Origin of the sequence: Bradyrhizobium sp. SYSU BS000235 (assembly GCF_049747295.1) — a bacterium.
Classification (GTDB): Bacteria; Pseudomonadota; Alphaproteobacteria; order Rhizobiales; family Xanthobacteraceae; genus Afipia.
On sequence record NZ_JBMHJM010000001.1, the window covers coordinates 1,014,093 to 1,026,134 of the forward strand.

General features: G+C 59.4%; 18 protein-coding genes. 8 read left to right on the forward strand and 10 right to left on the reverse strand.

Going from position 1 to position 12,042, the window contains the following annotated elements; all coding sequences use genetic code 11:
* Positions 1–174: 174 nt before the first annotated feature.
* Positions 175–603 carry a YeeE/YedE family protein gene (locus ACP0KA_RS04670; RefSeq protein ID WP_424627675.1) on the forward strand — a complete coding sequence of 143 codons (429 nt, stop codon included), beginning with the start codon at positions 175–177 and terminating at the stop codon, positions 601–603.
* A 2-nt stretch (positions 604–605) separates the two neighbouring features.
* A complete protein-coding gene (locus tag ACP0KA_RS04675; RefSeq protein ID WP_424627676.1) occupies positions 606–1,106 on the forward strand; it encodes a DUF6691 family protein in 501 nt (166 codons plus the stop codon).
* Here the strand turns inward: ACP0KA_RS04675 and ACP0KA_RS04680 are convergent, their stop codons facing one another.
* The 4 genes from ACP0KA_RS04680 to ACP0KA_RS04695 all read right to left on the reverse strand — a co-directional run bounded on the left by ACP0KA_RS04680 (position 1,107) and on the right by ACP0KA_RS04695 (position 2,980).
* Complete coding sequence (locus ACP0KA_RS04680) at positions 1,107–1,547, reverse strand: hypothetical protein (RefSeq protein WP_424627677.1); 441 nt, start codon at positions 1,545–1,547, stop codon at positions 1,107–1,109.
* A gap of 215 nt (positions 1,548–1,762) precedes the next feature.
* Positions 1,763–2,029 carry a DUF2277 domain-containing protein gene (locus tag ACP0KA_RS04685; protein ID WP_424627678.1) on the reverse strand — a complete coding sequence of 89 codons (267 nt, stop codon included), beginning with the start codon at positions 2,027–2,029 and terminating at the stop codon, positions 1,763–1,765.
* A 55-nt stretch (positions 2,030–2,084) separates the two neighbouring features.
* Complete coding sequence (gene bfr / locus ACP0KA_RS04690) at positions 2,085–2,573, reverse strand: bacterioferritin (RefSeq protein ID WP_424627679.1); 489 nt, start codon at positions 2,571–2,573, stop codon at positions 2,085–2,087.
* Between the two features lie 134 nt (positions 2,574–2,707).
* A complete protein-coding gene (locus tag ACP0KA_RS04695; protein WP_424631483.1) occupies positions 2,708–2,980 on the reverse strand; it encodes a (2Fe-2S)-binding protein in 273 nt (90 codons plus the stop codon).
* A gap of 240 nt (positions 2,981–3,220) precedes the next feature.
* On the opposite strand from ACP0KA_RS04695, the gene ACP0KA_RS04700 reads away from it, so the two are divergent.
* The 5 genes from ACP0KA_RS04700 to ACP0KA_RS04720 all read left to right on the forward strand — a co-directional run bounded on the left by ACP0KA_RS04700 (position 3,221) and on the right by ACP0KA_RS04720 (position 6,070).
* Positions 3,221–3,826 (forward strand): MSMEG_1061 family FMN-dependent PPOX-type flavoprotein, encoded by a 606-nt coding sequence (locus ACP0KA_RS04700; protein WP_424627680.1) that lies wholly within the window; start codon positions 3,221–3,223, stop codon positions 3,824–3,826.
* 41 nt (positions 3,827–3,867) lie between these two features.
* A complete protein-coding gene (locus ACP0KA_RS04705; protein ID WP_424627681.1) occupies positions 3,868–4,356 on the forward strand; it encodes a CinA family protein in 489 nt (162 codons plus the stop codon).
* A gap of 263 nt (positions 4,357–4,619) precedes the next feature.
* The gene (locus tag ACP0KA_RS04710) at positions 4,620–4,988 is read left to right on the forward strand and encodes a hypothetical protein (protein ID WP_424627682.1); all 369 of its coding nucleotides are present in this window, start codon (positions 4,620–4,622) and stop codon (positions 4,986–4,988) included.
* A gap of 236 nt (positions 4,989–5,224) precedes the next feature.
* Positions 5,225–5,521, forward strand: a complete 297-nt coding sequence (locus tag ACP0KA_RS04715) for a hypothetical protein (RefSeq protein ID WP_424627683.1) — start codon at positions 5,225–5,227, stop codon at positions 5,519–5,521.
* A 267-nt stretch (positions 5,522–5,788) separates the two neighbouring features.
* The gene (locus tag ACP0KA_RS04720) at positions 5,789–6,070 is read left to right on the forward strand and encodes a hypothetical protein (RefSeq protein WP_424627684.1); all 282 of its coding nucleotides are present in this window, start codon (positions 5,789–5,791) and stop codon (positions 6,068–6,070) included.
* 73 nt (positions 6,071–6,143) lie between these two features.
* On the opposite strand, the gene ACP0KA_RS04725 is transcribed toward ACP0KA_RS04720, so the two are convergent.
* The 6 genes from ACP0KA_RS04725 to ettA form a co-directional block, all read right to left on the reverse strand.
* A complete protein-coding gene (locus ACP0KA_RS04725) occupies positions 6,144–7,325 on the reverse strand; it encodes a lytic murein transglycosylase (protein ID WP_424627685.1) in 1,182 nt (393 codons plus the stop codon).
* 74 nt (positions 7,326–7,399) lie between these two features.
* The gene (locus tag ACP0KA_RS04730; RefSeq protein WP_424627686.1) at positions 7,400–8,014 is read right to left on the reverse strand and encodes a TIGR00645 family protein; all 615 of its coding nucleotides are present in this window, start codon (positions 8,012–8,014) and stop codon (positions 7,400–7,402) included.
* Positions 8,015–8,171: 157 nt separating this feature from the next.
* Positions 8,172–8,942, reverse strand: a complete 771-nt coding sequence (tam, locus tag ACP0KA_RS04735) for a trans-aconitate 2-methyltransferase (RefSeq protein WP_424627687.1) — start codon at positions 8,940–8,942, stop codon at positions 8,172–8,174.
* A 134-nt stretch (positions 8,943–9,076) separates the two neighbouring features.
* Complete coding sequence (locus tag ACP0KA_RS04740) at positions 9,077–9,262, reverse strand: hypothetical protein (RefSeq protein ID WP_424627688.1); 186 nt, start codon at positions 9,260–9,262, stop codon at positions 9,077–9,079.
* 52 nt (positions 9,263–9,314) lie between these two features.
* Entirely contained in the window at positions 9,315–9,839 is a 525-nt protein-coding gene (locus ACP0KA_RS04745; RefSeq protein ID WP_424627689.1) for a MarR family transcriptional regulator, read from the reverse strand.
* Between the two features lie 92 nt (positions 9,840–9,931).
* A complete protein-coding gene (ettA, locus tag ACP0KA_RS04750) occupies positions 9,932–11,581 on the reverse strand; it encodes an energy-dependent translational throttle protein EttA (protein ID WP_424627690.1) in 1,650 nt (549 codons plus the stop codon).
* Between the two features lie 237 nt (positions 11,582–11,818).
* On the opposite strand from ettA, the gene ACP0KA_RS04755 reads away from it, so the two are divergent.
* Positions 11,819–12,013, forward strand: a complete 195-nt coding sequence (locus ACP0KA_RS04755; protein WP_424627691.1) for a hypothetical protein — start codon at positions 11,819–11,821, stop codon at positions 12,011–12,013.
* The last annotated feature ends 29 nt before the right edge of the window (positions 12,014–12,042 follow it).

A 12,042-nucleotide genomic window follows, 5' to 3' on the forward strand; every position in this document is an offset into this window, starting at 1 on the left:
GCGGCGATGTTCGCGCGGCCCCCCGGCCAATCCGAATCCACTCATTGTCTGGCCGATCTTCAACCTGCTCGCTGCCATGGTTGCGTTCCGATTTCTCGGAAGGAAAGCGATTTTGCTTGACCTCGTCCGCTTCACGATTATGTGGAACGCAGAAACTATGAGAGGTCCAGCCCCATGCACAACTTCACACCTCTCTCCGGCTTCATCGGCGGCGCACTCATTGGGCTTGCTGCATCAGCGCTGATGCTTTTCACCGGACGCATCGCCGGGATCAGCGGCATTTTCGGCGGGCTCATCGCGCCCGGTGCGAACGACCGCAACTGGCGGCTCGCTTTCGTGGCAGGATTGATCGCAGCTCCACTGATTGCTGCCTTTGTGACCGCCTCTCCCTTGCCAGTACCGACAATGCCCGCAAGCCTGATCCTGATCGCGATGGCGGGTCTGCTTGTCGGCTTCGGCAGCCGCATGGGCGGTGGCTGCACCTCCGGCCATGGCGTGTGCGGCCTCGCGCGGCTGTCGGCGCGCTCGATGGTGGCCACTGTGGTTTTCATGGCGGCGGCCATCGCAACGGTCGCCATCACGCGTCATGTCATCGGAGGCTGATCATGCCGCTTGTTCTCGCCAGTTTTGTCTGCGGTCTCGTCTTCGGCGCAGGACTGCTGATTTCCGGCATGACGCACACGGAGAAAGTGCTGGGCTTCCTTGACGTCTTCGGCGCATGGGATGCGACACTGGCTTTTGTGATGGCCGGCGCGGTGGCAATCGCAAGCATCGGCTTTGCTGTCGCGCGGCGGTACGGTGCGCCCATACTCGCTGTGCAGAGTCTATGGCCGACACGTCGCGACATCGATGCGCCTCTCGTCATCGGGGCAACGCTCTTCGGTCTTGGCTGGGGTCTGGTCGGCCTTTGCCCCGGTCCGGCGCTGGTCAATCTTGCCGGTCTCAGCTTGCCCCTGATCGTATTCGTCGCCGCCATGGCCGTCGGCATGCTGGGCTTCGAGGCGTGGGATAAATACAAGCTGTCCAGGATCGCGACGGAGAAAACCACCGTCGCGACCGTCGATGGCCGAGGCGCCTCTCGTTCGAGGAGAAACGCCTCGCACTGACTACTTCATCGTGATCGCCAATCCGCTCAGGTCTGCGTTGGCCATCAGTCCAGTCTGTCGTCCGGACAATTCCAGCACCGCGCCCTTCTGATTGGTCAGCACAATGGCGCGCGCGCCACTACCGATCGCGATGCCTGCGCCGGCTGCGCCGTAGACGCCGGCAACGTCCGAAGGCCGGTTGATGTTGCTCACGCGCCCGCGCAGCACGGTCTTCGAGCCGCCGAACACAAGGCCGTAATCCAGCCCACCCGTGGACAACGGATACGTCCTGCCGCGGAAGGTGAGCGTGCCGCTGCCGCCAGAACCGCCGATAAACCATCCGGCCTTGTAGATGACGAGCGATACAGTTCCGCTCTCGGCATGGGCGGACGACGAGAAACTGATCCCGACGAATGTCGCCAGGGCAATCAACGCGACACGAATAGTGGATGACAGCGGCATGAAGATTTCTCCGTGCAATGGCAGTGAGCCGGTGTGCAGAACGCACTAGCGGCACGGACTTTAGCGCATTGAACAGATTCGCGAATGCGATTCATCCTGCAAGAAATGGGTTGCAATTACCTGTCGAGAGCGATGCAAGAACGAATCATGCTCTCAAACGAAACGAGGCCCGCTTGCGCGAGCCTCGATGATTTCGGCAACAGCACTGGAAACAGTCAGCCGAACCGCGCCCTGCTCCGCTCCCGCGCTTTCTCGGCTTCGATCTCGCGATCACGCGGCGCAGCCGTGGTCTCAAGCGACGTCAGCAGACGCCGCGCGGCATCTGAAACCTCAGCGACCGCCTGGTTGAAGGCCGCTTCATTCGCCTTTGAAGGCGCGTTGAAACCGGAGAGCTTCCGCACGAACTGCAGCGCGGAAGCGTGGATCTCATCTTCGGTCGCCGGCGGCTCGAAGTTGAAGAGCGTTTTGATATTGCGGCACATGTCGGCTCCTTCGCCAGTGTGACCACGTCTTCAACGCGAGACCGCTGAGGACTCCTCAGTGATCCTCTTTCTCCAAACCACCCATGTGCTTCTGGGTGTAGAGTTCGAGGCCGACGCGGTTGATCAGGTCGAGTTGGGTCTCAAGGAAATCGATGTGACCTTCCTCGTCCTTCATCAGGCTCTCGAACAGATCGCGTGAGACGTAGTCCTTGACGCTATGGCAGTAGGTCGCGGCTTCTTGATAAAGATCGCGTGCGCCGTGTTCCGCCGCAAGATCGCACTCGATGATTTCCTTCACGTTCTGGCCGATCCGAAGCGGATCCAGGACCTGCATGTTCGGGAACCCGTCAAGGAACAAAATCCTATCCGTGAAGCGGTCGGCGTGATGCATCTCTTCGATGGACTCCTTGCGCCACACCTTGGACATCTCGTTGAGGCCCCAGTTGTCCAGCAGGCGGTAATGCAGCCAATACTGGTTGATGGCCGTCAACTCGCTCCGCAGGCCCTTGTTGAGATATTCGATGACCCTCGCGTCGCCTCTCATGATGCACTCCATTGCAGGGAACCGCTCTTTACGGTCCCGAAATCCAATTTAGAAACGTTCTAAATCAGATTACGACGGAGAACAAGCGTCTTTCGGGCTCTAAACTGGGCTGGGGATAGGGTTCCGCCCGAGGATCAGGCGGCGATATCGGCCGGCAGCACCACTGCGTGGTGGTGCGGGTGGGTCTCGGCCTGATGCTGTTGGGAGTGCGGGCAACCGGAGCAGCAGGCCTTCGCACAGGGGCCAAGCGCCTCGTCCATGATCTTCTTGATGGTACGCGCACAGCGGCCGCATTGAGCGCTGCAACCAAGGCAGCCATAGACCTGCCCGGCGGTGCGCGGCAAATCCTTAACCACTGCGCTACGCACGTCGTGGTCGGTCAGGACGTTACAGGAACAAACGATCATGGATTGATTGGAAAACCTGTGAGGACGTTGACCCATCGATATTTCAGCAGCGCGCGGGATGCAAAAGCAAAACAGCCAGTTTTAAGCTATTCCAAACTAGGCGTATGTCTGTCGTTCACATTGGAATCGATCTAAAGACAAGGCTCCGCCACTTGCGCTCGGCGATATGGTGTTTGCTCTTCGCCCGCATCAGCACTGTGGCTAAAGTGAAAACACAAACGCAGTGATGGAGCGCGAACCGTGACCGATATCGGATTTGATGATCTCAAAACCATCTATCCTGCACCTAGCGAGCGCGTGCTTGCGAAAGCACTGCCGAAGATCGATCGTCATGCGGCCAACTTCATCAGCCTGTCGCCGTTCTGCGTGCTCGCCACTTCAGGTCCTGACGGCACCGTCGATGCCTCGCCCCGCGGCGGCAATCCCGGCTTTGTCTCGGTCAAGGACCCCAACCGATTGCTGATGCCGGATCGCCAAGGCAACAATCGCATCGACAGTTTTCGCAATATGCTGAGCGGGTCGGGTTATGTGCAACTGATCTTCTTCGTGCCAGGCCTTGATGAGACGTTGCGCGTCGGCGGTGACGCGAAACTCTCCGCAGATCCTGAATTACTGCAGGCGATGATCGAATTCGGCAGGCAACCGCGCGCAGTGCTGGACGTCTCCGTGCGTGAAGCTTATTTCCATTGCGGCAAAGCACTGATGCGCTCAAGGCTTTGGTCACCTGAGGCGCGCGTGGCGCGTTCAGTGCAGCCGAGCATCAGCGAAGTGGTTCACGAACAGACGGGAATGGGGACGCCTGAAACGCACGAGCAGGTCGAAGCCCGGTTCAAGACACAACTCTGACCCCGCGAATAATCGCGACGTATCTCCGAAGGATCACAAAAATGGAAAAGCTGCTGCCGCTTGCAGAGAAGATTGCTGCGTCGCTGATCGCACGAGGTGAGACGGTTGGCGTTGCGGAATCCTCCACCGGCGGATTGATTTCCGCGGCACTGCTCGCGGTGCCTGGCGCATCCGCTTACTATCGCGGCGGCGGTGTGATCTACACGCCGCGCGCACGCGCGGCCCTCGTGAATATCACCAAAGAAGAAATGGACGGCATGCGTGGCGCAACAGAACCTTATGCCGGATTGCTCGCGGCACGCGCGCGCGAACTTCTCAACACCACATGGGGACTGAGCGAAACCGGAGCGACAGGGCCGACAGGCAATCGCTACGGCGACGCGGCGGGACATTCCTGCATGGCCGTCGCCGGCCCTGCCACGCGAACGATTACGCTGGAAACCGGCAGCAGCGATCGTGTCGCGAACATGCGCGCGTTTGCGCTTCGTGCACTCGAATTGTTTGACGAGATAATCAGCGTTCAACGCTGAAACAAAATCGCGGATACGGAGTTGCTTCAGCGTTGATCGATGGATTCACGCGAATAGTTTCGCGTTTTTCACACATCAACTTTCGTCAACGAATGTTACGCGGGCTCAGAAGCCCTTGTAATTGCGGCTAAAAATTCCTTACGGAAACCTTAATACGCACAACTGAATTTTTTTCCGGAAAATTAACCCAACAGAACGCATTTTGGTCACATATGACCCCTACGCCCCCGCGCACGTCATCAAATCATTACAAAGTGAGAGAAATGCGAAAGTTGCCGATCGCGATCGCACTGGCTGTTGCCTTGTGCACCCCAGTCGCCGCCCAGGAGATGGGTGCAGAAGCCACAGCCAAGCCGGCGCGCGTGTCGGTATTCAAGGCCGCCATGAACGAAGTCGCGATTATGCGTTATCGCGCGGCGCTCAAGCTCAAAGCTGATCAGGAGAAGTATTGGCCTGCAGTTGCCAACGCGTTGCGCGCGCTTGCCCGCGAGCCGCAGTTGAATGAAGCCGCCGTTCGCCGCTTTGCGCCCGCAGCCTCTGCACTGTTCGCTCGCCTTGACGACAACCAGAAGCAGACCGCCATGCATCTGGTTCAGAAGGCTGGCCTGACGCAATACGCGTCCCTCTTCTAATCATCTCGCAAAACTGCCGCGCCGACGTCTTCGGCGTTTTGAACCGAACATTTAAAACGGCGCCCTCGCACATCGCAGGGCGCCGTTTTTGTTTGAACGCTTCACCACGCTTGCGCGGCCTCTGCTGAATAATGGCGAAAAACTGACAGGACCGTTCAGTTCCCGTTCAACCAGCGTCTGCAACCATCGCTTTCGATATTCGTTATTGTCTGTCGTGAATGTTGAAAGGTGAAGCCATGAAGAAGATCGTTCTGGCGGTTGCCACGGCCGCCACCCTCGCAGTTACCGCACTCGCAGCGCCTGCTCCGGCAGAAGCGCGCGGCGGACGCGTCGCAGCCGGTGTGATCGGCGGCCTGGCTGCCGGCGCGATCATCGGCGGCATCGCCGCCAACAGCGGATACGGATACGGATATGGCCCGGGTTACGGCTATTACGGTGGCCCGGCTTACGCAGCTGCCCCCTGTTACTGGCAGCGCCAACGCTTCTGGGATGGTTACGGCTGGAGAATTCGCCGTGTCCAGGTCTGCGGATAAGCGCACAGGGCTTGCATCCAATGTGCGGCAATCCCGCCTCGCTTTGAAGAATTATGACGTCCGGAGTGGTAAAATCGCCATTCCGGGCGGTTTTTTAAGGACCACGCCTCAGAATCTTCGGTATATTGGTATCTGGGGATGAATACAGATGCTCCGCGTTACGCGGGGCAATCAGCTGGGGCCCTCAACAGCATTGCATTCAGTTGTTGGTCCTGAACACCAATCGCCTTGCGCCGGGCTCTGGCGTGATCTGAGGAGATGAAACATATGAAGAAGGCAATTTCGGCGACCCTCGCCGTTGCGATGATCGCCGGTTCGCTGGCAACTGCAGTGCCGGCTAGCGCACGTGACCGTGGCGGTGCGATCGCTGCGGGTGTTGGTCTTGGCATTCTCGGTGGCGCCATTGCCGGCGCAGCGATTGCCAGCGCTCCTCCGGCCTATGCCGCGCCGGCCCCGGTTTATGTTGAAGAGCCTGCCTGCCATCTCGTTCGCGAGCGCTTCTGGGATGGTTACGCCTGGCGCTTCCGCCGCGTCCAGGTTTGCGATTGATCTTGAGCGTATCTCACACGCGTTGTGAGATTTGAGTTTCAAACCCGGCCCGTCAAACGGCCGGGTTTTCGTTTTAGCGCCCACCATTCATCGCGCGCAAAACGTCCTGACTTGGCCAGCAGTCGACCTTGAGCCCGGCCTTCTTCTGATAAGTCCCCAACGCAGCGCGCGTCTGCATGCCCGCTTTGCCGTCGAGCTTCGAGCTGTACAGGCCAAGGCGCGTGAGAGTTTTCTGCATCGCTTCCACATCCGTACTCCGCAGTTGCTTCGAGGCGGACCATGGCGTCGCGAACGGCTGCGGATCTGTCATTCGATCGCTCAGATGACCGACGAACAGCACATAGAGATCAGAGAAATTGTATTCCTTGATCACGAAGTAATTCTTCGTGGTGAGAAATGCCGGCCCATAAATTCCTTCCGGCTGCAGCAGCGAGGCACTCTGCGCTTGCTCCGCTGCGCTCAGGCGCAGTCCTCGCACCGGGACAAATCCTTCTCGCAGCCAGTCCGAGATCGGCTTGGTGACTTCCGGTACGCCTTGTGTGCAATCGACTGTACGTGGCGCCCGCACCTCATAGGCCCAGCGCACTCCCGGTTCCCAGCCCTTGTTCTTTAACTGCTGCGCGGCAGAAGCCAGCGCGTCCGGGATCGAGGTCCAGATATTGACGTGCCCGTCGCCATCGAAATCGACACCATGCTTATGGAGCTCCGACGGCAGAAACTGAGTTAATCCCGTCGCACCGCCCCACGACACGCGCAGCTGTTTGCGCGTCACATCACCATTCTGGATCAGCTTCAAAGCCTCGATGAATTCGCTGCGATACTGATCCTTGCGCCGTCCGACATAGGCTTGCGTTGCCAGCACACGCAGACCATCATACGGCAGCGTGTAGCGGCCATAGTCAGTCTCGCGTCCCCAGATCGCCAGAATAATGGTCCCCGGAACGCCGAACCGTTGCTCGATCGCCTTGAGCGTCGCGGCGTGCTGCTGCATGAGCCGCTGCCCTTCGGCTGCAAGGCGCGCGATGCTCGCTTCCTTCAGATAGTCGGCAGGCACTTGCACAAACTCTGCTTGAGCCGGCGCACCGGTCGCGGGGCGGCCGGGCAACAACAGGTCCGGCAGCTTGTAATCCGGTTCAAGCCCGCGGGTCTGAGCGTCGAACGTTGCGCGTGAGACACCTGCCTGCTGCGCTTCGGGCCACAACGAGGCGATGAATGTCGTGAAACCTGTATCGGCGGCAGCTGCAGCCTGAGACATGACACAGATCAAGAGCGCAACGGCGCCCCCCAAAGCGCGCCGTCCATTTCCAATCGATCGTATGTGTGACTTCATCAATGCCCGTGATGTGAGTGTCCATTAGGCGCGCGTTGCGCATCAGGCGCGAAGATTACGCCGTTCGAGAGGCGGTCCACGTAGGCTATACCCACCGCCGAGAAGATAAAGACCACATGGATGATGGTCTGCCACATCACGCCGGTGTCCGTGTAGTTGGTGGTGCGGCCGGTACCGCCGAGGTTGCCAGCCTCGATAAAGGTCCGCAGCAGATGGATCGAGGAGATGCCGATGATCGCCATGGCGAGCTTGATTTTCAGCACGCTGGCGTTGACGTGGCTGAGCCATTCCGGCTCATCCGGGTGTCCACGCAGGTTGAGCCGCGAGACGAACGTTTCATAACCGCCGACGATCACCATCACCAAAAGGTTCGAGATCATCACGACGTCGATCAGACCGAGCACCACCAGCATGATTTGCTGTTCGGAGAAGTCGAATGAATGGGTGATGAGGTGCCATAGCTCCTTCAAAAAGAGCACGACATAGACGCCCTGCGCGACGATCAATCCGACATACAGCGGCAATTGTAACCAGCGCGATCCAAAGATCATCATCGGAATCGGGCGCAGCGTCTTGCCGTGCGGCGGCAAAGGCGTATCAGGCGTCAGCGTCATTAAGAAAGGCTCCGGCTGTCTAAACTCGAACCACCCTCAATTGGGGAGCTTGTCCGATTCTGTCGAGCGGCGCTGCAGCGACGTTTAACCGCAGAACTTTTTTCCGATCCGACATCATGATGTCAGCTTCGCAAAGATCACCCTCCAGGGTGCCTATTCATCGGACAGCAACAAGGAAAAATCGCGGAAAACGCAGCAGTATCTTGCCGTCTTCCTGCGGCAGATAGCTTGCGGCGACGCGTGCGCCATAGGCTTCGAGGAACTCCTTACGCTCCGGGAAATCGAGCGGTTCGAGGAACGGACGAAGTCCCGTTCCCTTCACCCATTCGACAATCGCCTGCGCATCGTCGAGCACATGATTGTAGGTCGTGTGCCAGATATCGATGTTCCGGCACAGAGGCCTGAGCGCATCATAGTAGACACCGGGCTTCGGCAACACGTCCCGCGCCTCCGCCGCATTGGTAAGCTGCTTGCGGAACGGCTCAAGCTGGGCCACCTCGCGCATGAGGACGTGGGATGGTTCGTCCAGATTATCCGGCATCTGTACCGCGAGCACGCCCCCCTCCGGCAACTTGCCCACGAGGCGCTTGAGTTGCGTGAGATGGTCCGGGACCCACTGAAAAATCGCATTCGCAAACAGCACATCAGTGCCCGGCTGGGGAGCCCAGTGCGATATATTGGCTTCGATGAATTGATGCTGCGGAAGCCGCTCGCGCGCCTGCCGCAGCATGTCAGCGGACGTATCGATGCCGGTGATGCGCGCCCCTGGCCAGCGTTCCGCCAGTAATGCCGTCGAGTTTCCGGGACCGCATCCAATATCGACCGCCTGACGCGCCTGCTGCAGAGGAACCTGTGCCAGCAAATCACGCGCCGCCCGGGTGCGTTGATCCTCGAACTTAAGGTACTGCTCCGCACTCCAATCGGCCATCCGTACGCTCCTTGCTCACGCTCGCCTCCTTTTACGTCAGGCGGCGAACGATGGCCAGATTACGGATGTCATGCGAAAGCCTGTTAACAAGACATCGACTTAGCAGAACATGGGCTTGTCAGGAGATGGGCCTGTCAGGAGATGGGGCCTGCCTTATGCTCAAAGCGAATGCATCGCCCGTTTTCCGGCGTCAGGTATACCTGCGCCGCGGGCAATTGCACGATGCATTGGGCTCTTGCCGGGCTGTCGAAGACGGACAGCATCGAGCCGGGTGTAAGCAACAGCATCAGCAGCGAGATGGCAATGAAATGCGGCACCATGATCTTTCTCCTTTGAGAAGATCTCCACTCTTATAGCCGCGGGTCCGTGAATTCACGCGGGATCGATTGCAGTTTTGCGGTCAGTTTCGCCTGCGCCGGACCACACGAAACCTTGTGCACGCATGGTGCGAATGCGGGCTTGCAGGAATTCGCGACCAACGGTTTCCAGCCGCTCGGTGGGCCGCAGAAAAATGCGGCGACGATCGCTCGGATCGGTCTGGCGGACAATCATGCCCGCCTCTTCCATATCGCTGATGTGGCGCGACACGGTTGCCTCGGTCGCGAACTGCTCAAAATAGGTGGCGAGTTCCTTGTGTGTGATGAGCTGTCCGGTCAGCCAACGATGCGCGACGATGCTGAAGATCATGTCAGCTTCGAACACGCTGCGCCACGCGCGCTTCAGGACGCCGGACGCCAGCACCTTGCGCCGGAACTGGGAACGCCAGTCGACCCACGCGACATCGATCGCAAGCGCGGCGCGTTCTTCGGGGCTGAGGGTGCTTTCACTCGCGGCGATGGGTCTCGGTGGAGCCGCTGCGATGTCTCCGGACGTCAGTGCCTTGCTGCGATCCCGCATTCACCGACCCATGCTGTTGTTGCCGGCACAGGCAACGTCGATGGCGAGGAGCGCACGCTCCCGCGCATCGAGGTTGCTGTCCAGCGGCTCGGTCACCGCGTGAGTTTCTTGTACTTCACGCGATGCGGGATGACTGAATCCTGGCCGAGACGGCGCATCTTGTCCTTCTCGTAGTCCTGGAAATTACCCTCGAACCACTCGACGTGGCTGTCGCCCTCGAATGCGAGAATGTGGGTCGCGATGCGGTCGAGGAACCAGCGATCATGGCTGATGATAACGGCGCAGCCCGCGAAATCTTCCAGCGCCTCTTCGAGCGCGCGTAGCGTATCGACATCGAGATCGTTGGTCGGTTCGTCGAGCAGCAGCACGTTGGCACCCGACCTCAGCATCTTGGCAAGATGCACGCGATTGCGTTCGCCGCCTGAGAGCGCGCCAACCTTCTTCTGCTGATCGGCGCCTTTGAAATTGAACGCCGAGCAGTAGCCGCGCGAATTCACTTCCTTCTTGCCGAGCAGGATCAGGTCGTTGCCGCCGGAGATTTCTTCCCACACGGTCTTCTTGCCGTCGAGCGCATCGCGCGACTGGTCGACGTAACCGAGCTGCACCGTCTCGCCAACGGTGATCGTGCCGGAATCCGGCTTCTCCTGCTGCGTGATCATCTTGAACAGCGTGGTCTTGCCGGCGCCGTTGGCACCGATCACGCCGACGATGCCGCCAGGAGGCAACTTGAAGGTCAAGTCGTCGATCAGAAGACGATCATTGAAGCCTTTGCTCAGCGATTCGAAATCCACAACGTTGTTGCCGAGGCGCTCGGCGACCGGAATGATGATCTGCGCAGTCTGCGTCTGCTTCTCGCTCGCCTGCTTGAGCAGTTCTTCATAGCGCTGATAGCGCGCCTTGGACTTCGCTTGGCGGGCCTTGGGCGAGGCCGCGATCCACTCCTGTTCGCGCGCCAAGGTTTTCTGGTGTGCCGCGTCTTCGCGGCCTTCCTGCTCGAGACGCTTCTGCTTCTGGACAAGCCACGAGGAGTAATTGCCCTCGTAAGGAATGCCGCGGCCGCGATCGAGCTCGAGGATCCAGCCGGTGACGTTGTCGAGGAAGTAGCGATCGTGGGTGACAATCAGGATCGCGCCGGGATAGTTGCGCAAATGGCCTTCCAGCCACGACACCGATTCCGCATCGAGGTGGTTGGTCGGTTCGTCGAGCAGCAGCAGTTCCGGCTGATCGAGCAACAGGCGGCACAGCGCCACACGGCGGCGCTCGCCACCGGACAGCTTGGTAACATCGGCGTCGTCCGGCGGACAGCGCAGCGCATCCATCGCCTGGTCGACCTTGCTGTCGAGATCCCACAGGCCCTGGGCCTCGATCTCGTCCTGCAGCTTAGTCATCTCGTCGGCGGTTTCTTCGGAATAGTTCACCGCGAGTTCGTTGTAGCGGTCGAGGATCGCCTTCTGCTTGGCGACGCCTTCCATGACGTTTTCACGCACGGTCTTGGTCGCATCGAGATGCGGCTCCTGTTCGAGGTAGCCGACGCGCGCGCCGTCGGCGACCCAGGCTTCACCGGTATAGTCCTTGTCGATGCCCGCCATGATCTTGAGCAGCGTGGACTTACCCGCACCATTGACACCGAGCACGCCGATCTTCGCGTCCGGATAGAACGAGAGGTGGACGTTATCGAGCACTTTGCGGGTGGGATAGGCCTTGGTCAGGCCCTGCATGAAGTAGACGAACTGGCGAGCCATCGTGATCCTTGAGACGGTAATGCGAGGGAGTTTTGCTGCTCCTGATGTAGCGGCGGGAACCGCAAAGGGCAACCTTTGGTAGGATTTTGGAAAGGTTGTCGACGAGGATTTCCCCGGCCCCCAAGGCGGAAAACCGCTTTTTAATGGCTGTTCCGTAATATTCCGGGCGTGAACCCGCAGCGTTCGCGCGGCGACGAATATTGCAACATTGGCATCAGAAGATCGCCGAGACTTGCCATGACGGCACATAGCACATCGATCGCAAAAGGCCCGGCACAGCTCTCAGCCACCGCGGGAGCATTGGCCGCAATTGCCGGTTTTTGGCGCGAGTTCCTGCGGGCGGCATTCAACCCCTACCATCCCGAACAACATTACATGCGCGGTCCTGGACCGGCTTGGCGCGCGAAGCATGGAACGAACGTCAATCCCTGATTGGTATAGGACAGTCACGCGTTCACGGT